Source organism: Agromyces atrinae, assembly GCF_013407835.1.
In the GTDB taxonomy this organism is placed as follows: Bacteria; Actinomycetota; Actinomycetes; order Actinomycetales; family Microbacteriaceae; genus Agromyces; species Agromyces atrinae.
In genome coordinates this window covers 664,090-688,686 of the sequence record NZ_JACCBI010000001.1, presented here as the reverse complement: position 1 = coordinate 688,686, position 24,597 = coordinate 664,090, and the positions used below count along the sequence as shown (strand labels likewise).

The window sequence follows — 24,597 nt, the reverse complement described above, 5'->3', positions numbered from 1 at the left end:
TGTGCGCGAGGGGGGACTTGAACCCCCACGCCCGTTAGGGCACTAGCACCTCAAGCTAGCGCGTCTGCCATTTCCGCCACCCGCGCCTGTAGTTGTGAGCTGCGGTTTCCCGCGGCCCGAGGTAAGACACTAGCACGGTTTTTGAGGCACCTCGAACCACGTCGGGAACGACGCCCGGCGAGGGTAGTTTGAAGGGCATGGTCCCGGAATTCACTCCTGAGAACAGTGCGCCCGCCCTCGACGAAACCGTGGTGATCGCACGCGATCTCATCCGCATCGATACGACGAATCACGGCGAGGGTCGATCCAACGGCGAGACCGAGGCGGCCGAGTACGTCGCCGCGCGGCTCGAGGGCATGGGGCTCCGTGCCGAACTCTTCGACGCCGCACCCCGCCGCACGAGTGTCGTCACGCGGGTGAAGGGTCGGAACCCCGACAAGCCCGCCCTCGTCGTGCACGGCCACCTCGACGTGGTTCCCGCCGACCCGCGCAACTGGAGCGTCGACCCGTTCGGCGGCGAGATCCGCGACGGACTGCTCTGGGGCAGGGGAGCGGTCGACATGAAGAACATGGACGCCATGATCATCACGGCCCTCGGCGACGTCCTCGCCGACGGCGGACAGCCCGAACGCGACCTCGTGATCGCGTTCTTCTCCGACGAGGAAGCGGGCGGCCTCGAGGGGTCGAGCTGGATGGTCGACAACCATCCCGAGCTCTTCGCCGGTGCGACGGAGGCGATCAGCGAGGTCGGCGGCTACTCGATCACGGTCGGCGGAGAACGCGCGTACCTGCTGCAGACGGGCGAGAAGGCCCTCCTGTGGGTCCGGCTCGTCGCCCGCGGGCGCGCGGCCCACGGCTCGCGGCTCATCCGCGAGAACGCCATCACACGCCTCGCCGAGGCCATCGCCCGCATCGGTCGACGCGAGTGGCCGATCCACCTCACCGAGACGACCACGCAGCTGCTCGGCGAGATCGCCCGGGTCCTCGGCGTCGACCATCAGAAGGTGAGCCCCGACGAGCTCGTCCTCGAGACCGGTTCGGCGGCCGGATTCATCCAGGCGACGCTGCGCACGACGAGCAACCCGACGCTCCTCGATGCGGGCTACAAGCACAACGTCATCCCCGACCGCGCCGAGGCCCTCGTCGACATCCGCACCCTTCCCGGCGAGGAGGAGGCCGTGCTCGCCGAGATCCGCGAGCTCGCGGGCGAGTTCGTCGACGTCGAGATCGTGCACCGCGACGTGGGCCTCGAGAACCCGTTCTCGGGCGAACTCGTCGACGCCGTCGTCGGCACGCTCGAGCGCCACGATCCGGGGTCGCCGGTCTTCCCGTACCTCCTGAGTGGTGGCACTGACAACAAGGCGCTCAGCCGACTCGGCATCCGCGGTTACGGTTTCGCGCCGCTCCGGTTACCGGCTGATCTCGACTTCCCGGGAATGTTCCACGGGGTCGACGAGCGCGTCCCTCTCGACGCATTAGTATTCGGCAGGCAGGTCCTGCGCGACCTCCTCGCCACTTACTGACAACCGGAAGCGCGGTACATGGAGCTCCTCAACGCCATCATCCTCGGCATCGTCCAGGGTCTCACCGAGTTCCTCCCGATCTCCTCGAGCGCCCACCTGCGCGTCGTGGGGGAGTTCCTCGGCACGGGGGGCGACCCGGGGGCCCGCTTCACCGCGATCACCCAGATCGGCACCGAGCTCGCCGTCGTGATCTTCTTCTGGCGCGACATCGTCAGGATCATCAGCCAATGGGCGAAGTCGCTCGCCGGGCGTGTTCCGCGCAACGACCCCGATGCGCGCATGGGGTGGCTCATCATCATCGGCTCCGTCCCGATCGTCGTGCTGGGATGGTTCTTCCAGGACCAGATCGAGACGGTGTTCCGCAACCTGTGGATCACCGCGACGATGCTCATCGCCTTCGGCATCCTGCTCGGCATCGCCGACCACGTCGGCGCGAAGCGACGGAAGCTCGGCGACATCACCTACCCGCACGGCGTCATCTACGGGTTCGCTCAGGCGATGTCACTCATCCCCGGCGTCTCGCGTTCGGGCGGCACGATCACCGCGGGTCTCTTCCTCGGCTACGAGCGGGCCGCAGCGGCGCGCTACGCCTTCCTCCTGGCCATCCCCGCCGTCTTCGGCAGTGGTTTCTACCAGGTCTACAAGTCGATCGCCGAGCCGTGCACGGCCGCCGCCACGAACTGCAAGCCCGAGATCTTCGGGCCGTTCGAGACGCTCATCGCGACCGTCGTGGCCTTCGTCATCGGCCTCGTCGTGATCGCGTTCTTCATGCGCTACATCTCGAAGCGCAGCTTCCTGCCGTTCGTGATCTACCGCATCGTCGCCGGCGGCGCGCTCATGATCCTGCTCGCGACGGGCGTCCTGCTGCCGTAGCGAACGGATGACGCGGGGGAGTCAGCTGCGCGGATGCCGCGGCTCATCGCCCTTGTCGTCGCCGCGCTTGCGGAGATAGCGCTCGAACTCCTCGGCGATGGCCTCGCCGCTCGCCTCGGGCGCGTCGACCGTGTCGCGCGCCTGCTCGAGACCCTCGATGTACGAGGCCATGTCCTCGTCCTCCGCGGCGAGAGCGTCGACTCCGGCCTCCCAAGCAGCGGCATCGGCTTCGAGCTCGCCGACGGGGATCGAGAGTCCCGTGAGCTCCTCGAGCTTCCGCACGAGCGAGAGCACGGCCTTCGGCGACGGAGCGTTGTGCACATAGTGCGGCACGGAGGCCCAGAGCGAGAGCGTCGGGATCCCCGCGGTCTCGGCGGCGTCGGCGAGCACGCTGAGGATGCCGACGGGCCCCTCGTAACTCGGTCGGTCGATGTCGAGAGCGCTGCGCATCTCGTCGTTGTCGCTCGTCACATACACCGACAGCGGTCGGGTGTGCGGAGCGTCGGCGAGCATCGCGCCGAGGAAGACGATCGCGTCGACGCCCGCGGAGAGCGCGGAATCGATGAGTTCGGCGGCGAAGGCCTTCCAGCTGCGGGCGGGCTCGGTTCCGATGAGGATGTGCAGCCCGTCGGCGCCGACGCCGGAGACCCGTTCGGGCTTCTCGGAATCGTCGACGGGAACCGAGATCGGCGCGGGCGCCCACACCGTGGCACCGGGCCACGTGAGCGAGCGTCGGCCGCGCTCGTCGAACGCGATCGTCGGTCGGGAGAACTGGTAGTCGAAGTACAACTCGGGGTCGACGGTCGTGTGCTCGATGAGGTCGAGACGATCGCTCACGGCCTTGACCGCTCCCGTCGCCGCCTCGCCGGCATCGTTCCAGCCCTCGAAGGCGACGAGGAGAAGTCGACTCCCGATCGTGCCGTTGGGATTGGCTGGCATGGACCCCGCTTCCGTCGTGACCGGAGTACCCGGTCGAGTTCCAGGATAAGACCTGCCCGTAGACTTGCGGCTCGTGACCACTCCACTGCTTCCCGCCGCCGTCCTGTGGGACATGGACGGAACCCTTGTCGATACCGAGCGCTACTGGATCGCCGCCGAGACCGCACTCGTCGAGTCATTCGGCGGCCGGTGGACCCACGAAGACGCGCTCCAGCTCGTCGGTTCGGGCCTCTGGAGCTCGGCCGAGGTGCTCCGCGGTTACGGCGTCGACCTTCCCGCCGACGAGATCGTGGAGAACCTCACCGAGAGCGTGCGCCGCCAGCTCGTCGAGCAGGGCGTGCCGTGGCAGCCCGGTGCGAAGGAGCTCCTCGAGGAGATCCGCTCGCGCGGCATCCGCACGGCCCTCGTCACCATGTCGATCCGTTCGATGGCTGAGGACATCGTGGGCGGCATCCCGTTCGACGCCTTCGAGCTCCTCGTCACGGGCGATTCGGTCGACAACCCCAAGCCTCACCCCGAGCCCTATCTCGCCGCGGCCGCGGCGCTCGGCGTCGCCCCCGAAGACTGCGTCGCGATCGAGGATTCGCCTCCCGGCGTGGCGTCGGCCATCGCCGCGGGGATGACGACGATCGGCGTTCCCCACATCCTCGACCTCGACGACACGTCGGCGACGGTCATCTGGCCCACACTCGACGGCCGCACCGTCGATGACATCGTCGCGGCGTTCCGCTCGGCGACCGACGCGGAGGAGACCGCATGAACGACGCCCGCCCCGCCTCGAGCGGCCCCTTCCGCGCGGGCGACCGTGTCCAGTTGACCGGCCCGAAGAACAAGCTGCACACGATCACCCTCGAGCCCGGAAAGCTGTTCCACTCGCACCGCGGCCCCATCGCGCACGACGACATCATCGGTCTGCCCGACGGCTCCGTCGTGGCGAACAAGATCGGCGAGTCGTACCTCGCGCTCCGCCCGCTGCTGCAGGACTTCGTGATGTCGATGCCGCGCGGTGCGGCCATCATCTACCCGAAGGACGCCGCGCAGATCCTCGCGCAGGCCGACATCTTCCCCGGTGCCCACGTCGTCGAGGCCGGCGTCGGTTCGGGTGCGCTGTCACTGTGGCTCCTGCGCGCGATCGGTCCCGAGGGCCGCCTCGACTCCTTTGAGCGTCGCGAGGAGTTCGCGGATGTCGCTCGCGGCAACGCGGCGACCTTCTTCGGGCACGACCCCGAGAACTGGTCGATCACGCTCGGCGATCTCGCCGAGGTGCTCCCCGAGGTCGCCGACGAGGGCACCGTCGATCGCGTCGTGCTCGACATGCTCGCTCCGTGGGAGTGCCTTCCCGCCGTCTCCGCCGCGCTCAAGCCCGGCGGCGTGCTGCTCTGCTACATCGCCACGGCCACCCAGCTCTCCCGCGTCGCCGAGGCGATCCGCGGCTCGGGTCTCTACACGAACCCGTCGTCCTCCGAGACGATGGTGCGCGGCTGGCACGTCGAGGGTCTCGCGGTCAGGCCCGACCACCGCATGATCGGCCACACCGGCTTCCTCCTGACCGCCCGTCGTCTCGCCCCCGGCACCGAACTGCCCGAGCTCAAGCGCCGCCCGTCGAAGTCGGACTACTCCGACGCGGACGTCGAGGCGTGGACGCCCGGAGCGCTCGGCGAGCGTTCCGTGAGCGACAAGAGCCTCCGCAAGCGCGTTCGCGCCTCGGAGACCGCGGCCGAGCTCGCGAAATCGCGTGACGCCGACTCCCGTTAGGATTCATCGGGGCGGTCAACGCCCGTTCGGAAAGAGGAATCGAGGATCCGTGCGCCGTCAGATCGCGCCCTTCGCTGCTGCTGCAGTGCTCGCCCTGTCGCTCGCCGGCTGTGCCACGAGCGACGAGCCCGCTGCGTCACCCAATGCCGACCTGGTGTCGGTGACCGGCGAGTTCGGTGAGGCAGTGACCGCCGACTTCCCGACCCCGATCTCCGTCGACACCACCGAGTGCCGCACCGACATCGCGGGCACGGGCGATCGCATCGACGACGGCCAGCTCGTCATCGCCTCGGTCACCGCGTTCGACGGGTCGACCGGCGAGCAGCTCCAGGCGACCGCGCCGCAGGCCTTCCCCGTCGGCAAGACCAACGACGGCTTCGACAAGGCACTCGCGTGCGCGTCGGCCGACTCGCGCGTCGTCGCCGTCATCGCGAGCGCCGAACTCGGTCAGGGCGATGGCGAGAGCAACTCGTTCGTCGTCGTGTTCGACGTCACGCAGACCTTCCCGGCTCGTGCCGACGGCGACCCCCGCCCCGGCCGCGACGGATTCCCCGCAGTCGTCCTCGCCCCCGACGGACGCCCCGGCATCACGGTTCCCGACGCCGACGCGCCGAAGGACGTCGAGTCCTCCGTGCTGCGCCAGGGTTCGGGCGACACGTTCGAGGAGGGCCAGACGGCCGTCTTCCACCAGGCCATCGTCAACTGGGACACCAACGACCTCGTCTCGACGACGTGGGAGGCCGGCACGCCGAACGCGGTGCTGCTCGACCCTGCCTCGGCCGATGCGACCCAGAAGGCCATCACCGACGCCATCGTCGGCCAGCAGGTGGGCAGCCAGCTCATCGTCATCATCCCGACCGAGAACGGCTCGGCGACGGTCAACGTCATCGACCTGCTCGGGGTCATCGGCTGATCGGACGGATGCCGGTGACCGACGTCACCGGCCGGTAAGATCGCCTCTGTGCCTGCGAACCGAGCCTCATCGAGCGAGCCTCCCGTGCCCGTCGAGGAGCGTCTCTTCAGCCTGGTGCTCGCGCTCCTCGCGACCGAGACCGGCCTGACGAAGTCGCAGATCCTCTCGACGGTGCACGGCTACAGCCAACGTCACGAGCACGGCGGTCAGAACGCGAGCCTCGAGCGTCAGTTCGAGCGCGACAAGGACGACATCCGCGAACTGGGTATTCCGATCGAGACGATCGACTCGCCCGACAGCCCGGGCGACAACCGCACGGCGCGGTATCGGATCCCGAAGGGTCTCTACGACCTCCCGTCCGACATCACGTTCTCTCCGGAAGAGCTCTCGCTCCTCGGTCTCGCCGCCACGGTCTGGCGTGAGGGCTCACTCTCGACGGAGTCGAGACGAGCGCTGACCAAGCTCCGCTCGTTCGGCATCGAGTCGCAGGAATGGGTCATCGGCTACGCGCCGAAGCTCCGTGTGCGTGATGCTGCATTCGAGCCGCTGAGCGTCGCCGTCGACCGGCGCCAGCTCGCCCGGTTCGGCTACCTCAAGCCCGGCGAGGCGGCACCGCGCACGCGCACCGTCGAGCCGTACGCCGTCGTGCTGCACGACGGTCGGTGGCACCTCTTCGGACACGATCGCGACGCCGACGACTCGCGCACGTTCCTCCTCTCCCGCATCGTCGGGGATGTCGAGCTCGATGCCGAGGGGTCGTTCGACGATCCCGGAGCCGGGCAGGCCGAGAAGGCGATCGCCGGGCTCGACGACGTGTGGCGCGCTCGCACCGCGACGCTCGATGTCGTGCGCGGCAGCGATGCCGACATCCGTCTCACGAAGCGGCCCGGCGCGGAACGCGCGGGGGAGCGCCTCGTCGTCCACTACACCGACGCCAACGTGTTCGCCGACGAATTGACGGGCTTCGGCCCCGAGGTGCGCGTCGTCGAACCCGCCTCACTCGCCGATGCCGTGCGTGCGCGTCTGCTCGCGGTCGCCGAGGCCCACCGTACGGGGGAGATCTGATGGCCGCACCACTTCGGGCCCAGGACAAGCTCACGTTCCTGCTCGCCCTCGTACCCTTCCTCATCGACCGTTCGCGCGTGAGCGTCGCCGATGCCGCCCGCCATTTCTCGACGACGCCCGAGCACATCCGTCAGGCCGTGACCGTCATCGCGATGTCGGGCGTGCCCGGCTCGACGAACGCCTACCTGCACAACGATCTCTTCGACATCGACTGGGACTCGTTCGAGCAGCACGACGAGATCGTCATCGTGCACCAGGTCGCGATCGACGACTCGCCGCGCTTCTCGTCGCGTGAAGCCGCCGCTCTCATCGCCGGGCTCCAGTACCTCTCGGGCCTTCCCGAGAACATCGACCGCGATTCGATCGCGTCGCTCATGGCGAAACTCGCGCGCGGCGCGTCGTCGACGCCGAGCGCCGTCGCGATCGCCGGAGGAGACGTCGATTCGACGCTCGCGACGATCCGTGACGCCGTGTCGGGTTCGCACAGCCTCGAGTTCGACTACGTCAATGCGCGAGGCGAGAGCGAACGTCGCGTCGTCGACCCGCTGCGCGTCGAGTCGGCCGATCGCGACTGGTACCTGCGCGCCTGGTGCCACCGCCGAGAGGCGGTGCGCACGTTCCGACTCGACCGCATGAGCGAGGTCCTCGTCTCCGACGTGCCGGTCGCCGATCATCCCGACGTCACGCTTCCCGACACGCTCTTCCAGAACTCGGCCGACGACCTCACCGTCACGCTCGACGTCGCGTCGAGCGCATTGCCGCTCCTCGCCGACTATCGGGCGCGCATCGAGGATGCCGGAGCGGAGGTCACTCGCGTGTCGGTGCGCGTCGCGCATGTGCACAGCCTGAAGCGGCTCGTCGCCGGCCTTCCCGGTGTGGTCCGCGTCATCGATCCGCTCGAGGCGCGCGCCGCCGTCGCGGAGTGGGCTGAAGCCGGTGCCGCGCTCTACGAGGGCGATGATCAGGTCTCGGGTTAGACTGGACTCTCGCTCTTCACGATCGGATGAATCATCATGTGGCAAGGTTTCACGGGCTGGCACGCTCTGATCATTCTCGTCGTGATCCTTCTGTTGTTCGGCGCACCCAAGCTTCCCGCGCTCGCTCGCAGCCTGGGTCAGTCGATGAAGATCCTGAAGTCGGAGGTTCGGAGCGACTCCAGCGAGGCGCCGAAGTCCGACGTCACCACTGACACGACGGGCGACGAGCCGCAGAAGCCGGTCTCCTAGCGCGTGAGCGCCCGGCAGACTCGCGGTGAGAACCGCGAGAAACGGATGTCGCTCGGCGCCCACCTGGTGGAACTGCGCCGTCGACTGTTCGCTGCTGCGATCGCGATCGTCGTCGGCGGCATCATCGGCTGGATCCTCACCGACCTGTTCATCTGGGACGCGATCCAGGAGCCGGTCTCGAAGGTCGCCGAAGCGCGTGACGGGGCGACGGGGATCATCTTCCCGACCATCACGAGCGCCTTCGATCTGCGTCTGCAGATCGCGCTGACCGTCGGCATCGTCGTCTCGAGCCCGGTCTGGCTCTACCAGATCTTCGCGTTCTTCGTCCCCGGCCTCAACCGACGCGAGAAGCGCTACACGTTCGCCTTCCTCTTCAGCGCTGTACCCCTCTTCTTCGCGGGCTGCGCCGCCGGCTGGTTCGTGCTGCCGAACATCGTGCGCATCATGACGAGCTTCGTGCCCGAGGGGGCCGCGAGCCTCCTCACGGCGCGGGAGTACTTCGACTTCGTCCTGAAGCTCGTCGTCGCGATCGGTGTCGCGTTCGTCGTGCCGGTCTTCATCGTGCTGCTGAACTTCGTGGGGGTCTGGAGCGCGGCCGCGATCATCAAGGCGTGGCGCGTCGCGATCCTCGTCATCGTGCTCTTCACGGCGATCGCCACGCCGTCCGCCGACGTGATCTCGATGTTCCTCCTCGCGATCCCCATGATCGGCCTGTACTTCGCGGCGTGGTTCATCGCCTATCTCCACGATCGACGGGTCGCGAAGCGAGCGGCCGAACTCGACGCGGAACTCGCGGGCTGACGGGCGATCTTCCCAGCGCGGCTGTCTAGGCTGGGGGAGTGATGACCCTCTCCCCGGCCGAACGTTTCGCCGCCGCCCAGTCGCGTCAACGGCAACCGCGAGTCGAGGGGTTCGCCGCGCGTCAGCGTTTCGACCTCGATCCGTTCCAGCGTGCGGCCTGCATCGCGCTCGACGAGGGCCGCAGTGTCCTCGTCGCCGCCCCGACAGGTGCGGGCAAGACGATCGTCGCCGAGTTCGCGGTCTACATCGCGATGCAGGAGCCGCGCGCGAAGGTCTTCTACACGACGCCCATGAAGGCGCTCAGCAACCAGAAGTTCCAGGAGTTCCAGGCCGAGTACGGCTCCTCCGAGGTCGGGTTGCTCACGGGCGACACCAACATCAACGCCTCCGCCCGGATCGTCGTCATGACGACCGAGGTGTTGCGCAACATGCTCTACGCCAACTCGCCCTTGCTCACCGACCTCGCCTTCGTCGTGATGGACGAGGTGCACTACCTCGCCGATCGGTTCCGAGGCGCCGTGTGGGAAGAGGTCATCATCCACCTGCCGGAGTCGGTGCGGATGGTCTCACTGAGCGCGACCGTCTCCAACGCCGAGGAGTTCGGCGATTGGATGCAGGCCGTGCGGGGCGACACCGACGTGATCGTCTCGGAGGAGCGCCCCGTTCCTCTCGAACAGCACGTGCTCGTGCGTCAGAAGATGCTCGACCTGTTCGACTCGTCGGGTACGGCCGCGACGCACCGGGTGAATCCCGAACTCGTGCAGCTCGCCAAGGCCGGCGGCCGCTCGATCCAGGGTCGTTCGTCACGCGGGCGGCGCGGCGCCGACCGGGGCCGCTGGCACGCCGAGGCGAATCGCGTCGGCCGACTCGACCGGCCCGACGTCGTCGAGATGCTCAACGGCAAGAACCTGCTGCCGGCGATCTTCTTCATCTTCTCTCGCGTCGGCTGCGACCAGGCGGTGCGTCAGGTGCTGCGTTCCGGCATCCGTCTCACCGACTCGGCCGAGCGCGAAGAGATCCGCGCGATCGTCGAAGAACATTGCCGCACCCTGCTCGATGAAGACCTCGCCGTGCTCGGCTACTGGGAGTGGCTCGAGGGCCTCGAGCGCGGCGTCGCCGCCCACCACGCGGGTATGCTCCCGGCCTTCAAGGAGGTCGTCGAAGAACTCTTCCAGAAGAAGCTCGTCAAGGCAGTCTTCGCGACCGAGACCCTCGCACTCGGCATCAACATGCCCGCGCGCACGGTCGTTCTCGAGAAGCTCGAGAAGTTCAACGGCGAAGCTCGCGTTCCGATCACGCCCGGCGAGTACACCCAGCTCACGGGCCGCGCGGGCCGCCGAGGCATCGACGTCGAGGGCCACTCCGTCATCCAGTGGGTCGACGGCCTCGACCCTCAAGCGGTCGCCTCGCTCGCCTCGCGCCGCACGTACCCGATGAACTCGAGCTTCCGGCCGACGTACAACATGGCGGTCAACCTCATCGAGCAGTTCGGGCGCGAACGCACGCGCGAGATCCTCGAGTCGAGCTTCGCGCAGTTCCAGGCCGACCGTTCCGTCGTCGACCTCGCGCGCACGGTGCGCAAGCAGCAAGAGTCGCTCGCCGGCTTCGAGCGGTCGATGCAGTGCCACCTCGGCGACTTCCGGGAGTACTCGAGCATCCGCCGAGAGCTCGGCGACCTCGAGAAGAAGGCATCGAAGGCGGGGCTGTCCCACGGCAACCGCGAGCGCATCCAGCGGCAGATCGCCGATCTGAAGAAGCGCATGAAGGCGCACCCGTGCCACGGCTGCTCCGACCGCGAGGCGCACGCCCGCTGGGCCGAGCGCTGGTGGCGTCTGCGCCGCGAGAGCGACGACCTCGCCCGACAGATCCGCACGCGCACCGGAGCCGTCGCGAAGATCTTCGACCGGGTGACCGACGTGCTGCTCGAGCTCGACTACGTGCGCGTGTCGGACGCCGGCGAGGCGACGCTGACCGATGCCGGCGTGTCCCTCCGCCGCATCTACGGCGAACGCGATCTGCTCGTCGCCGAGTGCCTGCGTCGTGGCTACTGGAACGACCTCGATGTCGCGGGACTCGCCGCGATGGCCACGGCGCTCGTCTTCGAACCGCGGCGCGAAGAGAACCCCATCGATGATCGCTACCTCCCGCGCGGCGCATTCCGGCGCGCCCTCGAATTGACGACGGATGCCTGGAGCGAGCTCGACGACGTCGAACGCGAACACCGTCTTCCGGGTACCGAGCCGATCTCCACCGGACTCAGCCTCGCGATGCACAGCTGGGCGCGGGGTCTCCCGCTCGGGTCCGTGCTAGAAGAGGCCGACCTTGCTGCGGGTGACTTCGTGCGCTGGTCGAAGCAGACGATCGATCTGCTCGATCAGATCTCGCTCGTCGCGCCTCCGGAGCTCGCTGCGACGGCGCGTGCCGCCATCGATGCCGTGCGGCGCGGGGTCGTCGCCTACGCGACCGTCGCATGAGCGCACCGACTGCCGCCGAGGTCACCGCCGCGCGCCCCGTGGCCGCCCGGCCTTCGCCGTTCCTCCCGCTGTGGGCGGCGCTCATCGTCAGCGGTCTCGGGGGAGTGGTCTACGACCTCGCCTTCCCCGACGTCTCGATCTGGCCGCTCGCCTTCGTCGGCATCGCGATGACTCTCGTGTCGCTCATCGGTCGTCGAGCGGGCAGCGCGTTCCTCGTCGGGCTCGTCTTCGGGCTCGCGTTCTACCTCAACCACGTCTCGTGGACGAGCCTCTACCTCGGCCCGGTGCCGTGGCTCGCCCTCTCGGTGCTCGAGTCGCTCTTCGTCGCCGGGGGAGCGGTGCTCATCACCCTCGCGTACCGGTGGCTCCCGCGGGCGTGGCCAGGCCGAATCGGCCGTCTCGTGGTGCTCCCGCTCGTCGTCGCGGGGCTCTGGGTCGTCCGTGAGGCGGTCACGGGTTCGTTCCCCTACGGCGGGTTCCCCTGGGGGCGCGCCGCGCTCAGCCAGTCGGAGAGCCCGTTCGCCGACGTCGTGTCGTGGGTCGGGTCGACCGGGCTCGGGTTCCTCATGGTGCTGCTCGTCGCCGCCGTCATCGAGTGGTCACGTGTCCGCGCGCTGCGCGACGTCCGCACCGTCATCCCGGCTGCCGTCACGCTCGCCCTCCTGCTCGGCCTGCCGGCGTGGCCGACGACTTCGGCGGGCGAGTACACGGTCGCGAGCGTGCAGGGCAACGGCCCGGCGGGCTACTTCGACGAGCGGCAGCGGGGCGATCTGCTCGCCTCGTCGCTCGCGGCGACCGAGCCGATCCTCGACACTCCCGGCATCGACGTGATCCTCTGGCCCGAGGGCGGGTCCGACATCGATCCGACGCGCGACGCGACGACGGCACGTCTGCTCGACCGCCTCACGGAGGAGGCCGATGCGCCGCTCCTCCTCAACACGGTGACGACGACGGGTGACGAGTTCTTCAACACCTCGATGCTGTGGCGTTCCGGCGAGGGCTCGGTCGCGACCTACGACAAGATGCATCCCGTGCCGTTCGGCGAGTACATCCCCGATCGCGACTTCTACTACGCGCTCGCCCCCGACCTCATCGGCCTCGTGCAGCGCGGATACTCGCCCGGCACGAAGCCGCCCGTCTTCGATCTCGACGGAACCATCGCGGGGCTCGCGATCTGCTTCGACGTCATCTACGACGACGTCATCTGGCAGGGCGCGCGCGAGGGAGCCGAGCTCTACCTGCTGCAGACGAACAACGCCGACTTCCGCGGGACGGACGAGAACATGCAGCAGCTCGCCATCGCGCGCCTCCGCGCCATCGAGACGGGACGCTCGATCGTCAACATCTCGACGGTCGGGACGAGTCAGGTCATCGATCCGACGGGCAGGACGATCGATGCGCTTCCCGCGTACGAGGCCGGTGCAATGGTGACGGATGTCGAGCTGCGGACCGGACTCACTCCCTCGGTCGTACTCGGTGCCGCTGTGCCGTGGACCATCGCTCTGGCATCACTCGGCACCCTGCTGGCGGCAGCAATAATCGCCCGCCGACAGAGTCGACGGGCGATCATCTCGGGCGACTAGGCCCCGATCTTCTGCTGTCCACCGCGACGTGCGCGGAGGTAGGCGAGTCGCTCTTCGAGCAGCTCTTCGAGCTCGGCGCGCGTGCGGCGCTCGAGCAGCATGTCCCAGTGGGTACGTGCCACCTTCTCGCCGGATCGATCGATCTCGACGGGCTTGGCGTCGACGAGGCGGGTCGCCTCGTGTCCGCACGTGCGGCACTCCCACACATCGGGAAGCTCGGCGTCGCTCGCGAAGACCATGACAGTCTCGCGTCCGCAATCGGCGCACAAGTACGTCGTTTGCGCGCGATCGGCGAAGATCACGCCGTCCTCGCTCTGAAGGCTCTGTGAGCCCAGCCGCATCCCTCGTAGACTCCGGTCAGCCATGGCCGTTCTCCTCTCGCTCTCCCCAAATCCTCATCAGTTATAAACGACGAAGCTGGGCGTTCTCTTTCCGCGAGGGGCTGTTCTGCCAGGGGACTCTCAGGGTCGAGGTGATCGGCGTCGCACGACGTCGAGTGCCTGATCGGCGCGATCGGTGATGATGCCGTCGACGCCGAGATCGAGGAGCCGCTGCATGTCGTCGGTCTCGTTGACCGTCCAGACGTGCACCTCATGGCCCGCCGCGTGCACGCGGTCGACGAACGTGCGCGACACGATGCGCAGGGCACCGTAGCGTTCGGGCACCTGCACGGCCGAGACATCGGCGAGAGCGCGGCGCACCGCTCCGGCCGAGAGCGCGGCACGTACCCGAGCGATCGTCGCGCTTCCGGCCGACGAGGCGACTCGCGGGAGAGCCGCGAGCACGCGCTTCCTGCGGGCATCGGAGAACGAGGCGATGAGGACGCGCTTCTCGGCACGGGTTCGGGCGATGGCCCGCGAGATCGGCAGCGCCGCGGCATCCGTCTTCACGTCGATGTTGAAGCACGTCTCGGGGAAGGCGTCGAGCGCCTCCTCGAGCGTGCAGAAGCCTTGAGCCGAGCCGAGGTCGATCCTCCGGAGTTCCGGCACCGTCAACTGGTCGATGCGCACCGGTCGTCCGGCGACCCGTTTGAGGTCGGGGTCGTGCGCCACGATCGCCACGCCCTCGTGACTCACGTGCACGTCGGTCTCGATGTAGCGCACTCCCGCCGAGACGGCACGCGCGAACGCGAGGAGGGTGTTCTCGGGCGCGTCGACGGCGAGTCCGCGGTGTGCGAAGACGCGGGGGAGCGTTCCCCCGAAGAACTCGACCTGCATGCTCAGACGGGCGGCCGGTTCTGCGTGCCGTCGCCCTTGACGCCGAATGCCGCACCGATGTTCTTGACGGCGTCCGAGAACTCGCTCGGCACGATCCAGAGCTTGTTCGCGGTTCCCTCGGCGATCTTCGGAAGGGTCTGCAGGTACTGGTAGGCGAGGAGCTTCGGGTCGGCGTCGCCCTGGTGGATGGCCTCGAAGACCGTGAGAATCGCCTTCGCCTCGCCATCGGCTCGGAGGATGGCCGCCTGGGCGTCGCCCTCGGCGCTCAGGATGGCCGCCTGGCGGCGCCCTTCGGCCTCGAGGATCGCGGACTGCTTGGTTCCTTCGGCGGTGAGGATGGCGGCGCGCTTGTCACGCTCGGCGCGCATCTGCTTCTCCATCGAGTCCTGGATGGAGAGGGGCGGGTCGATCGCCTTGAGCTCGACGCGCGACACGCGGATTCCCCACTTGCCGGTCGCTTCGTCGAGCACGACGCGCAGCTGCCCGTTGATGTTGTCGCGGCTCGTGAGCGCCTCTTCGAGGTTCAGGCCGCCGACGACGTTGCGGAGCGTCGTAGTCGTGAGCTGCTCGACCGCGCCGAGGTAGTTGGCGATCTCGTAGGTCGCCGCGCGGGCGTCGGTCACCTGGAAGTAGACGACGGTGTCGATCGAGACGACGAGGTTGTCCTCGGTGATGACGGGCTGCGGCGGAAAGGAGACGACCTGCTCGCGCATGTCGACGAGCGGGCGCACCCGGTCGATGAAGGGGACGAGGATGTTGAGCCCCGGGTTGAGCGTCTTGTGGTATCGACCGAGCCTCTCGACGACGCCCGCGTACGCCTGCGGGATGATCCGGATGGCCCGGAACAGCACGATGACGACGAAGATCGCGACGACGACGAGCAGCACGACGATGAAGATCTGAAGAACGAGTCCTCCGACGTCAGGCATGATGTGTCCTCTCTCTTCAGACGGTGGCGCGTTCGACCGGGACGACGACGACGGTCGCCCCGTCGACGACGGTGACGAGGACGTCCTCGCCGGTCTCGATGGTGCGTTGCTCGGTGCTCGACGCGATTCGCGCCGTCCAGGTCTCGCCGTTCGCGAGCTTGACGAGCCCGCCGGTCTCGACGATGGGCGAGACGACTCGGCCGCGCATGCCGAGGAGCGCCGCGATGTTGCTCGGCGTCGGATCCTCACCGGTCCGGAGCTTCTTCAGGAGGAGCGGACGGATCGTGAAGAGCAGGAGCACCGACACAATCGCGGCGAGCAGGATCTGCACCCACCACTCCCAGCCGAGCAGTTCGGCGCCGAGGCCCGCGATAGATCCGAAGGCGATCATGAGGAACGTGAACTCGAGGGTCAACAGCTCGATGATGACGCAGATCACGATGAACGAGAGCCAGATGATCCACAGATAATCGGTGATGTCGATCATCGCGTTCCTCTCGTCGTCGTGAGCGTGATTCGAAACTAGCAGCCACGGCGTCAGACCGACCCCCTTGGTAGGGTCGTGGACTGTGAACACTCCTCTCGCTCCCGGCTCGCTCGCCGGAAAGACCGCACTCGTCACCGGCTCGTCGCGTGGAATCGGAGCCGACACGGCTCGCTACCTCGCCGCCGCCGGAGCCCGCGTCGTCATCAACTACCGCAACAAGGCCGCTCGCGCCGAGAAGCTCGTCGGTGAGATCACCGCAGCGGGCGGAACGGCGATCGCCGTCGGCGCCGACCTCACCGATGCCGACTCCGTGCGGGAGCTCATCACGACCGCCGCCGACACCTTCGGCCCGCTCGACGTGCTCGTGCTGAACGCCTCGGGCGGCATGGAGTCCGGCATGGCCGCCGACTACGCGCTCACGCTCAACCGTGACGCCCAGGTCAACGTCGTCGACACGGCGCTCCCGTACCTCGCGGCCGGTGCCCGCATCGTCTTCGTCACGAGCCACCAGGCCCACTTCATCCGCACGACGGCGACGATGCCCGAGTACGAGCCCGTCGCCCTCTCGAAGCGCGCGGGTGAAGACGCCTTGCGCGAGAAGATCCCCGCCTTCGATGCCGCCGGCATCGAGTTCGTGGTCGTCTCGGGCGACATGATCGAAGGAACGATCACGGCGACCCTGCTCGAGCGGGCCAACCCGGGCGCGATCGATGCGCGCAAGCAGGACGCCGGTCGTCTCTACAACGTGTCGGAGTTCGCGGCCGAGGTCGCTTCGGCCGTCGTCGAGCCCGTGCCCGCTGAGAACACACGCTACGTCGGCGACGTCTCCGGCTTCGCGGCCGAGTAGGCGCCCCGATGCGCGCCGTCGACATCGAACTGCTGTCGAACCTGTCACGACCCACGCTCGATCCGTCGGGTGAGCGGGCCGTCGTCGCCGTCACCCGTCCTCACCTCGCGGCCGATGCCTACGTCGGTCAGCTATGGGAGGTCGCACTCGATGGTTCGGTGCCGCCGCGGCGACTGACCCGGGGGTTCCGTGACGGCTCCCCGCAGTTCTCGCCCGACGGATCGGCACTCGCCTTCCTCCGCGCAGCACCCGGTGAGCCGACTCAGCTCGCCGTGACCGACGCGCGCGGCGGGGAGCCGATCATCGTGACCGATGCCGAACTCGGTGTGGACGCGTTCCAGTGGTCGCCCGATGGGTCGACTCTCGCCTTCCGCGCGCGCGTCCCGGAGCTCGGACGATACGGATCCGTCGACGGCATGTCCGCCGGAGCCGAGGCTCCCCGCCGCCTCACGACGCTGCGCTACCGCTCGAACGGCGTCGGCTACACCGGCGATCGCCCCGCGCGCGTGCACCTCTTTCCTTCCCCCGACCTGCAGGGTGCACCGTTCGTCGCCCCGATCGCCGAACGCGACGGATCGACGCAGGAGGCGTCGCCCGTGACTCCCGGCGTCGCGCTCTCGAGCCCGGAGGGCGACGCCGGTGCGTTCACGTTCTCGCCCGATGGCACCGAGCTCTGGGTCGTCGAAGCACTGCACGACGAACGCGACATCGATCTGAACTCCGGCGTCTACGCGTATGGCATCGAGGCGGGCGAGAGTGCGCGCCGCGTCATCCTCTCGCCGACCGCCGGCCTGTCGATCGGCGACCTCGTCGTCGGTTTCGACGACGTGCCGGTCGTCCTCGCGAGTAAGACGGGGGAGTCGGGGCGCGATTTCGTCGCGCGCAACACCGGGCTCTTCGTGATCGAGGGCGATTCAGCGACCCGGCTGACCGATGCCGAGACGATCGACCTCGGCGAGGTCGGAAGTCGCATCACCCCGGCGGGTTCCGACGCCGTGTTGGTGCAGAATCGCACGCGCGGCCGTGTCGAGCTCCTCTCCGTGACGCGGACGGGCGACGTGACGCCGGTTCTCGACGGAGCCGTCGAGGTCACGGGTGCGGCGGCGGGGAACGTCGTCGTCGCCTCCGTGCAGTCGGCCGAGAGTTTCGGCGACCTCGTCGTCATCGACGGCGCCGGTCACCGTCGGCTGACCGACTTCTCCGCCGACATCCGCGCCGCGGGCATCGCCCGGCCGCGGGAGATCACCGTCCCCACTCGCGACGGGTCGACCGTTCACGGTTGGATCGTCCGCCCGGAAGGCGACGGCCCGCATCCGACGCTCCTCATGATCCACGGCGGTCCGTTCTCGCAGTACTCGGTGCACCTCTTCGATGAGGCGCAGGTGCTCGCCGATGCGGGCTACGCCGTCGTCTTCTGCAACCCGCGCGGCTCGGCGGGCTACGGCGAAGCGCACGGCCGCGTCATTCGTCAGAAGATGGGCAGCGTCGACCTGACCGACGTGCTCGACTTTCTCGACAGCGCTCTCGCGTTCGATAGCGCGCTCGACGCGACCCGCCTCGGGATCCTCGGCGGATCGTACGGCGGATATCTGACGGCCTGGGCGATCGCGCACGACCACCGCTTCGCCGCGGCGATCGTGGAACGCGGCTTCCTCGACCCCGAGTACGTCGTCGGCACCTCCGACATCGGCGACTTCTTCGCCGACGAGTACACGGGAACGGATGCCGCGCTGCAGCGTTCGCAGAGCCCTCAGGCCGTCGTCGATCAGGTGAGGACGCCCACCTTCGTCATCCACTCGGAGAACGACCTGCGCTGCCCGCTCGGGCAGGCGGAGCGCTACTACGCGTCGCTCAAGCGCAACGGGGTCGAGACCGAATTGCTCGTGTTCCCGGGGGAGGATCACGAACTGAGCCGTTCCGGACGACCGCGTCACCGCGTCGAGCGGTTCGAGGCGATCATCGAGTGGTGGAACCGGTACCTGCCGGTCTGAGCCCGTAAACGACGAAGGGCGACCCCGAGGTGGGGTCGCCCTTCGTCGTCGTCTGCTCAGACGGTTGCGACGCCCTTGCCGAAGGTGAAGGCACGAACGATCTGCAGCACACCGAGGACGATGAGGCTGATGCCCGCGAAGATGAAGAGCACCACGGTGCCCCACAGCGGGGAGAAGAGCACGACGATACCGGCGATGAGGCTGACGATTCCGAAGAAGATCGCCCACCCGCGCGAACCGGAGTCACCACTCTGAACGAGGGCGACGACACCCTCGACGATCCACAGCACACCGATGAAGACACCGAGGAAGATGCCGAGGATGACGGCCGAGTCGGTGAGGTTCGTGAAGACGATGATGCTCGAGATCACGAGCAGCACGCCGAGGATGATGTCGAGGGCACGCGCACCGCCGCTCAAGCCCTTGGCGAAGAGTCCGATACCGAGGTAGGCGAGTCCGGCGACGATGAAGTACACGCCGATGAGAGCCGTGAGGACGAGTGCTGCTTCCTTCGTCCAGACGGTGATGATGATGCCGATGATGAGGGCGACCACGCCGCTCACTCCGAGGGCGACGCGGATCGCGCTGATGGCGGACTTCGTGAGGTCTTTCCCGTTGAGCGAGAACGAGGCGAAGGCCGAGGGCTGTGTGGATGACATGGGTAGACCTTTCCTGGGTGGTACCTGTGTGGCCAGACTATTGCGGCGTGTCGCGTAGCCACCAGCGACACGCGCGGCGGTTCACCAGAAGTCCACCCGTCGCTGTGGCGCTGTCGCACGTCCGAACTATGCTGACGGCCGAGGACGAGGAGCACCACGATGAGCACTGCAGCGAGCCCGGCGGCGCACGGGCGCCACGATGCCGACAGCCACGACCGCATCCGCGTGCGCGGCGCACGCGAGAACAACCTGAAGGACATCAGCGTCGAGCTGCCGAAACGTCGGCTGACCGTGTTCACGGGAGTCTCGGGCTCGGGCAAGAGCTCGCTCGTGTTCGGCACCATCGCCGCCGAGTCGCAGCGCATGATCAACGAGACCTACAGCGCGTTCGTTCAGGGCTTCATGCCGACGCTGGCCCGGCCCGACGTCGATGTGCTCGACGGGCTCACGACGGCCATCATCGTCGACCAGGAGCGCATGGGCGCCAACTCCCGCTCGACGCTCGGCACGGCGACCGATGCCAACGCTCTGCTCCGCATCCTCTTCAGCCGGTTGGGGGAGCCGCACATCGGTTCGCCGCAGGCGTTCTCGTTCAACGTCGCGTCGGCGCACGGCGCTGGCGCGCTCACGGTCGAGAAGGGCACGAGCAGTAAGGCCGAACGGCGCGACTTCACCATCACGGGCGGCATGTGTCCGCGCTGCGAAGGCATGGGAACCGTCAACGACATCGCTCTCGACCAGTTGTATGACGCGAGCAAGTCGCTCGCCGACGGCGCACTCACGATTCCCGGCTACAACGTCGACGGCTGGCTCGTGAGGATCTTCAGCGAATCCGGATTCCTCGACCCGGCGAAGCCGATCCGCGACTACACCGACGTCGAGCTGCACGACTTCCTCTACAAGGAGCCCGTCAAGGTCACGTTCCAGTCGATCAACATGACGTACGAGGGCCTCATCCCGAAGATCCAGAAGTCGTTCCTGTCGAAAGACAAAGAGGCGATGCAGCCGCACATCCGTGCGTTCGTCGACCGGGCGGTGACATTCACGGCGTGCCCGGAATGCAACGGCACGCGCCTGAGCGCCGGCGCGCGGTCGTCGAAGATCGGGGGAATGAACATCGCCGATGCATGCGCGATGCAGATCAGCGACCTCGCCGAGTGGGTGCGCGCCCTCGACGAACCCTCGGTGGCGCCGCTTCTCGAGACGCTGCAGGCGACGCTCGATTCCTTCGTGAAGATCGGCCTCGGCTACCTCTCGCTCGACCGGCCGTCGGGCACGCTCTCAGGCGGCGAGGCGCAACGCACGAAGATGATCCGTCATCTGGGTTCGTCGCTCACCGACGTGACGTACGTCTTCGACGAGCCCACGGTCGGGCTCCACCCCCACGATATCCAGCGCATGAACGAACTCCTCCTGCGCCTCCGCGACAAGGGCAACACTGTGCTCGTCGTTGAGCACAAGCCCGAGACGATCGCGATCGCCGATCACGTGATCGACCTCGGGCCCGGTGCCGGATCGTCGGGTGGCACGATCTGCTTCGAGGGCACCGTCGACGAGTTACGAGCGAGTGACACCCTCACGGGGCGACACCTCGACGACCGCGCGACGCTCAAGAGCACTGTGCGAGAGGCGACCGGTGCGCTCGAGATTCGCGGTGCGCACGCGAACAACCTGAGGGATGTCGATGTCGACGTACCGCTCGGAGTGCTCGTCGCGATCACCGGAGTCGCCGGTTCGGGCAAGAGCTCGCTCATCCACGGCTCGCTGCCCGACGACGCCGGCGTCGTCTCGATCGACCAGGGGGCGATCCGCGGATCCCGTCGTTCCAACCCGGCGACCTATACCGGGCTCCTCGAACCGATCAGGAAGGCGTTCGCGAAGGCCAATGGGGTGAAGCCGGCGCTGTTCAGCGCGAACTCGGAGGGAGCGTGCCCGAACTGCAACGGTGCGGGCGTCGTGTACACCGACCTCGGCATCATGGCCGGCGTCGCCGCAACATGTGAAGTGTGCGAGGGAAAGCGTTTCCAGGCCTCCGTGCTCGAGTACACGCTCGGCGGCCGCAACATCGACGACGTCCTGACGATGTCGGTGGGGGAGGCGGAGCAGTTCTTCGCCTCAGGTGACGCTTGCATTCCCGCGGCGCACGCCATCCTGGCTCGACTCGTCGACGTCGGGCTCGCGTACCTAACGATCGGCCAGCCCTTGACGACGCTGTCCGGGGGAGAACGGCAGCGCCTGAAGCTCGCGACGCACATGGCCGAGAAGGGCGAGATCTACGTCCTCGACGAACCGACCACCGGGCTGCACCTCGCCGATGTCGAGAACCTCCTCGGGCTGCTCGATCGTCTCGTCGACTCGGGCAAATCCGTCATCGTGATCGAGCACCACCAGGCCGTCATGGCACACGCCGACTGGATCATCGACCTCGGCCCGGGCGCCGGTCACGACGGCGGCCGCCTCGTCTTCGAGGGCACTCCCGCCGATCTCGTCGCCGCGCGTTCGACGCTCACGGGGGAGCACCTGGCAGCCTACGTGGGGGAGTGACCGTCGACCCTCAACCACCTCACGATACGAAGGAGCGCACATGACTTCGTTCGCGGCCGGTTCGGCCATGCCAATCCTGCGGGTCGTCGATGCAGAGCGTGCCAGATCGTTCTATGTCGATGTCTTGGGCTTCACCGTCGAGTTCACGCACCGATTCGGTGCGCGAATGCCGGTCTTTCTCGGCGTGCGACTCGGCAAGACCACGCTGGGGCTGAGCGAGCACCACGGCGATGGTACGCCCGGCTCCGTCGTCTGGATCCCCCTCCGGCGTCTGACGGCGTATCACTCGTTCGTGTCGAAGGCTGCGGGCGGGCACCTGCGACCGGGTATCGACGCAGACGCGCCCGTCGGTCCGACGATGAGCATCATTGACCCGTTCGGTAACGAGCTTCGCTTCTGCGAATCGAGGTAGCGACGCTCACGTGGTTCGCCCAGCCGACTGTGTGTCGTGTCAGGCCTTCATCCGTGACGACGACGCGACCTCGCGCGGGCGGCGGATCTCGATCGAGAGCGCCGCGGCGATCACGCACATTGCAGCCCCGCCCCACCAGGCGTAGGTGTACTCGCCGAACACATCGCGGATGACTCCCGCTCCGAGCGCCGCTGCAGCAGCACCCAACTGGTGGGCGGCGAATACCCAGCCGAAGACGATCGTGCCGCGGTCACCGAATATCTCTCGGCAGAGCGCCGCCGTCGGAGGAACGGTGGCGACCCAGTCGAGGCCGTAGATGACGACGAACACGACCATGCTCGGGTGGATCGAGTCGGAGAGCAGCCAGGGCAGCGCGAGCAGCCCGACGCCGCGAAAGACGTAGTAGGCGACGAGGATCTTCCGTGGGTCGAACTTGTCCGTCAGCCATCCCGACGCGATCGTTCCGGCGATGTCGAAGACGCCCACGACGGCGAGCAATCCCGCTGCGGCTGTCGTCGCCATGCCGTGGTCATGCGCCGAGGGAATGAAATGGATGCCGATGAGGCCGTTGGTGGTGGCGCCGCAGATCGCGAAGGCGATCGCGAGCGCCCAGAACGAGCGGTGCTTGACCGCGAACGTCAGTCCTTCCCAGGCGCGGCGGGTCGCTCCGCCCGTCGCCCGAGGGGGAGCCGCATACGTTTCCGGATCAGCACCGTAGGGGAGTGCTCCGCGATCCTCGGGGTAGTCACGCAGCACGAGCCAGACGATGGGCACGGCCGCGAGGGCCGCGACCGCGACGATGAGGGATGCCGGTCGCCATCCTTCCGTCTCGGCGATCGACGCCACCGGCGGGAGGAAGATCAGCTGACCGGTAGCCGATCCGGCGGTCAGCACGCCCATCACGAGGCCCCGCCGACGAACGAACCAACGATTGGCGATCGTCGCGGCGAAGACGAGGGCCATCGAGCCGGTGCCGAGCCCGATGAGCACACCCCAGAAGACGAGGAGCTGCCATGAGGCGGTCATGAACACGCTTCCGCCGGCGCCGAGTGCGATGAGGATGAGAGCCGTCGCGACGATCTGCCGCACGCCGAAGCGGTCCATGAGTGCCGCGGCGAAGGGCGCGGTGAGTCCGTAGAGCACGAGGTTGATGCTGACCGCGAACGACATCACGCTCGTCGACCACCCGAACTCCTCGTGCAGGGGAACCAGCAGGGCGCCGGGTGCGGCTCGAAATCCCGCGGCGGCGAGCAGGGCGAGGAAGGCTGCGGCGGCCACCCACCACGCAGGATGCACGCGACGCGGTGAGGATGGCGGGCGCTGAGGCGAGGGGATCATTGATAACTTTCTTCAACGAAGTTAGAGTGGGTGCGAGCCTAGCCCGAATGACCGATCGAAGGAAAGGGCCCCATGCCGCTGCGATCTGACTGGTCGGGGGAGTTCTGCCCCATTCGTCGATCTCTCGACGTGCTCGGCGACCCTTGGGTGCTCCTCATCATCCGTGATGTGCTCCACGGCCGGGGACGCTTCGATGTGCTCAGAGACAACCTCGGCATCTCGGAGCCCGTTCTCAGTCGTCGACTGCAGACCATGGTCGAAGCCGGACTGCTCGTACGCGTCGACTACGCCGACGGACCACGGACTCGTCAGGGCTATGCAGCGACGGACGCAGCGGCTGAGCTCTTGCCGGTGCTTCAGCAGCTCGCCGTCTGGGGCGAGCGTCATACGGTCATGCCCGCGGGCGGCGCACACATGGCGCTCATTCACGAGACGTGCGGTGACGAGACGACGTCCGGTGAAACGTGCAGCTCGTGCGGCGCCGCGCTGAGCGCCGGGCAGATGACCTGGGTCAAGCCATGGAAGCATGCGCGCGATCGGCTCCAGCCGGCGGGAACATTGCTCTAAGCGGGGCGTAACGGCTGCGCACGCTCATCGACTGCGCACTTGCGGCCGCGCGCGGTATTGCCTGCACAGGGCACAACGGACCCGCGCTCGACCGCATGCTCTTCGACGCCATCGAACGAGACAACACCCGACGCAACCTCATCCACGAACTCGACATCGTGACCAACTGGGGGAGCAGCACCACATGAGCGCGGAGGTCGTGCTCACCATCTCGACGAGACCGAAGTGGAAGCAATGGCAGTTCGGCGTCTACGACGTCCGAGACGTCCGCGTCACCACCCAGGCCCGCCGACTGATCGAGCACGACCTTCGCCGCTTCCGAGTGGAGACAGTGGAGGTAACGGCGCTATCTGCCGGGGGAGACCTATTCATTCTGAAGGCAACACGGCGCGTGACCTTCAGCTCGTCCTTTATCGCGGTCGCCCCACAAGATGAACAGATCAACGTTGCGTGA

Annotated in this window: 24 protein-coding genes and 1 tRNA gene; 17 read left to right on the top strand and 8 right to left on the bottom strand. The window is 67.7% G+C overall.

The features are described from left to right. Nucleotides 1-2: 2 nt before the first annotated feature. Nucleotides 3-86 (bottom strand) — tRNA-Leu (locus BJ972_RS03370). Nucleotides 87-197: 111 nt separating this feature from the next. Here BJ972_RS03370 and BJ972_RS03365 point away from each other — a divergent pair. Both BJ972_RS03365 and BJ972_RS03360 read left to right on the top strand, forming a co-directional pair. Beyond that, a complete protein-coding gene (locus BJ972_RS03365) occupies nucleotides 198-1,523 on the top strand; it encodes a M20/M25/M40 family metallo-hydrolase (protein WP_129174193.1) in 1,326 nt (441 codons plus the stop codon). Between the two features lie 18 nt (nucleotides 1,524-1,541). Next, on the top strand, nucleotides 1,542-2,396 hold the full coding sequence (locus tag BJ972_RS03360) for an undecaprenyl-diphosphate phosphatase (RefSeq protein ID WP_129174191.1): 855 nt from the start codon (nucleotides 1,542-1,544) through the stop codon (nucleotides 2,394-2,396). A 21-nt stretch (nucleotides 2,397-2,417) separates the two neighbouring features. On the opposite strand, the gene BJ972_RS03355 is transcribed toward BJ972_RS03360, so the two are convergent. Further along, nucleotides 2,418-3,335: a proteasome assembly chaperone family protein gene (locus tag BJ972_RS03355; protein WP_129174189.1), complete on the bottom strand. Its 918-nt coding sequence runs from the start codon at nucleotides 3,333-3,335 to the stop codon at nucleotides 2,418-2,420. A 73-nt stretch (nucleotides 3,336-3,408) separates the two neighbouring features. Here BJ972_RS03355 and BJ972_RS03350 point away from each other — a divergent pair, with 73 nt between their 5' ends. From BJ972_RS03350 to lnt, 9 genes are read left to right on the top strand one after another with little or no spacing between them, the layout of a single operon-like run. Further along, a complete protein-coding gene (locus tag BJ972_RS03350; RefSeq protein WP_241830779.1) occupies nucleotides 3,409-4,095 on the top strand; it encodes an HAD family hydrolase in 687 nt (228 codons plus the stop codon). Then, the gene (locus BJ972_RS03345) at nucleotides 4,092-5,090 is read left to right on the top strand and encodes a tRNA (adenine-N1)-methyltransferase (protein WP_129174187.1); all 999 of its coding nucleotides are present in this window, start codon (nucleotides 4,092-4,094) and stop codon (nucleotides 5,088-5,090) included. Before BJ972_RS03350 ends, BJ972_RS03345 begins: the two co-directional genes overlap by 4 nt. A 49-nt stretch (nucleotides 5,091-5,139) precedes the next feature. Next, nucleotides 5,140-6,003: an FKBP-type peptidyl-prolyl cis-trans isomerase gene (locus BJ972_RS03340; RefSeq protein ID WP_129174185.1), complete on the top strand. Its 864-nt coding sequence runs from the start codon at nucleotides 5,140-5,142 to the stop codon at nucleotides 6,001-6,003. A 48-nt stretch (nucleotides 6,004-6,051) separates the two neighbouring features. Continuing rightward, a complete protein-coding gene (locus tag BJ972_RS03335) occupies nucleotides 6,052-7,068 on the top strand; it encodes a helix-turn-helix transcriptional regulator (protein ID WP_129174183.1) in 1,017 nt (338 codons plus the stop codon). Beyond that, a complete protein-coding gene (locus tag BJ972_RS03330; RefSeq protein WP_129174181.1) occupies nucleotides 7,068-8,045 on the top strand; it encodes a helix-turn-helix transcriptional regulator in 978 nt (325 codons plus the stop codon). The genes BJ972_RS03335 and BJ972_RS03330 overlap by 1 nt, the downstream gene beginning before the upstream one ends. A 36-nt stretch (nucleotides 8,046-8,081) precedes the next feature. Continuing rightward, on the top strand, nucleotides 8,082-8,294 hold the full coding sequence (gene tatA / locus BJ972_RS03325; RefSeq protein WP_129174179.1) for a twin-arginine translocase TatA/TatE family subunit: 213 nt from the start codon (nucleotides 8,082-8,084) through the stop codon (nucleotides 8,292-8,294). A gap of 45 nt (nucleotides 8,295-8,339) precedes the next feature. Next, nucleotides 8,340-9,095 carry a twin-arginine translocase subunit TatC gene (gene tatC / locus BJ972_RS03320; RefSeq protein WP_129174177.1) on the top strand — a complete coding sequence of 252 codons (756 nt, stop codon included), beginning with the start codon at nucleotides 8,340-8,342 and terminating at the stop codon, nucleotides 9,093-9,095. Nucleotides 9,096-9,136: 41 nt separating this feature from the next. After that, complete coding sequence (locus BJ972_RS03315) at nucleotides 9,137-11,569, top strand: DEAD/DEAH box helicase (protein ID WP_129174175.1); 2,433 nt, start codon at nucleotides 9,137-9,139, stop codon at nucleotides 11,567-11,569. Continuing rightward, nucleotides 11,566-13,152, top strand: a complete 1,587-nt coding sequence (lnt, locus tag BJ972_RS03310) for an apolipoprotein N-acyltransferase (protein ID WP_129174173.1) — start codon at nucleotides 11,566-11,568, stop codon at nucleotides 13,150-13,152. Before BJ972_RS03315 ends, lnt begins: the two co-directional genes overlap by 4 nt. Here the strand turns inward: lnt and BJ972_RS03305 are convergent. From BJ972_RS03305 to BJ972_RS03290, 4 genes are all read right to left on the bottom strand, one after another. Then, the gene (locus BJ972_RS03305) at nucleotides 13,149-13,517 is read right to left on the bottom strand and encodes an RNA polymerase-binding protein RbpA (protein ID WP_129174171.1); all 369 of its coding nucleotides are present in this window, start codon (nucleotides 13,515-13,517) and stop codon (nucleotides 13,149-13,151) included. The genes lnt and BJ972_RS03305 overlap by 4 nt on opposite strands. Before the next feature lie 96 nt (nucleotides 13,518-13,613). Next, nucleotides 13,614-14,369 (bottom strand): glycerophosphodiester phosphodiesterase family protein, encoded by a 756-nt coding sequence (locus BJ972_RS03300; protein WP_129174169.1) that lies wholly within the window; start codon nucleotides 14,367-14,369, stop codon nucleotides 13,614-13,616. Between the two features lie 2 nt (nucleotides 14,370-14,371). Continuing rightward, nucleotides 14,372-15,298 carry an SPFH domain-containing protein gene (locus tag BJ972_RS03295; protein WP_129174167.1) on the bottom strand — a complete coding sequence of 309 codons (927 nt, stop codon included), beginning with the start codon at nucleotides 15,296-15,298 and terminating at the stop codon, nucleotides 14,372-14,374. A gap of 16 nt (nucleotides 15,299-15,314) precedes the next feature. Further along, nucleotides 15,315-15,785: an NfeD family protein gene (locus tag BJ972_RS03290; RefSeq protein WP_129174165.1), complete on the bottom strand. Its 471-nt coding sequence runs from the start codon at nucleotides 15,783-15,785 to the stop codon at nucleotides 15,315-15,317. Nucleotides 15,786-15,867: 82 nt separating this feature from the next. Between BJ972_RS03290 and BJ972_RS03285 the strand changes: the two genes are divergently transcribed. Next, nucleotides 15,868-16,632, top strand: coding sequence for an SDR family oxidoreductase (locus BJ972_RS03285; protein WP_129174163.1), 765 nt, complete (start codon nucleotides 15,868-15,870; stop codon nucleotides 16,630-16,632). 8 nt (nucleotides 16,633-16,640) lie between these two features. After that, nucleotides 16,641-18,623, top strand: a complete 1,983-nt coding sequence (locus tag BJ972_RS03280; RefSeq protein ID WP_129174161.1) for a S9 family peptidase — start codon at nucleotides 16,641-16,643, stop codon at nucleotides 18,621-18,623. A 56-nt stretch (nucleotides 18,624-18,679) separates the two neighbouring features. On the opposite strand, the gene BJ972_RS03275 is transcribed toward BJ972_RS03280, so the two are convergent. Then, nucleotides 18,680-19,282: an HdeD family acid-resistance protein gene (locus tag BJ972_RS03275; RefSeq protein WP_129174159.1), complete on the bottom strand. Its 603-nt coding sequence runs from the start codon at nucleotides 19,280-19,282 to the stop codon at nucleotides 18,680-18,682. 159 nt (nucleotides 19,283-19,441) lie between these two features. Here BJ972_RS03275 and BJ972_RS03270 point away from each other — a divergent pair, with 159 nt between their 5' ends. Together BJ972_RS03270 and BJ972_RS03265 are read left to right on the top strand one after the other, a co-directional pair. Then, nucleotides 19,442-21,826 carry an ATP-binding cassette domain-containing protein gene (locus BJ972_RS03270; RefSeq protein ID WP_129174157.1) on the top strand — a complete coding sequence of 795 codons (2,385 nt, stop codon included), beginning with the start codon at nucleotides 19,442-19,444 and terminating at the stop codon, nucleotides 21,824-21,826. A gap of 40 nt (nucleotides 21,827-21,866) precedes the next feature. Next, entirely contained in the window at nucleotides 21,867-22,238 is a 372-nt protein-coding gene (locus BJ972_RS03265; protein WP_129174155.1) for a glyoxalase superfamily protein, read from the top strand. Between the two features lie 39 nt (nucleotides 22,239-22,277). On the opposite strand, the gene BJ972_RS03260 is transcribed toward BJ972_RS03265, so the two are convergent. Then, on the bottom strand, nucleotides 22,278-23,576 hold the full coding sequence (locus BJ972_RS03260; RefSeq protein WP_129174153.1) for an MFS transporter: 1,299 nt from the start codon (nucleotides 23,574-23,576) through the stop codon (nucleotides 22,278-22,280). Nucleotides 23,577-23,648: 72 nt separating this feature from the next. Here BJ972_RS03260 and BJ972_RS03255 point away from each other — a divergent pair, with 72 nt between their 5' ends. Together BJ972_RS03255 and BJ972_RS03250 are read left to right on the top strand one after the other, a co-directional pair. Further along, nucleotides 23,649-24,143, top strand: a complete 495-nt coding sequence (locus BJ972_RS03255; protein ID WP_129174151.1) for a winged helix-turn-helix transcriptional regulator — start codon at nucleotides 23,649-23,651, stop codon at nucleotides 24,141-24,143. Between the two features lie 184 nt (nucleotides 24,144-24,327). Further along, nucleotides 24,328-24,597, top strand: coding sequence for a hypothetical protein (locus BJ972_RS03250; protein WP_129174149.1), 270 nt, complete (start codon nucleotides 24,328-24,330; stop codon nucleotides 24,595-24,597).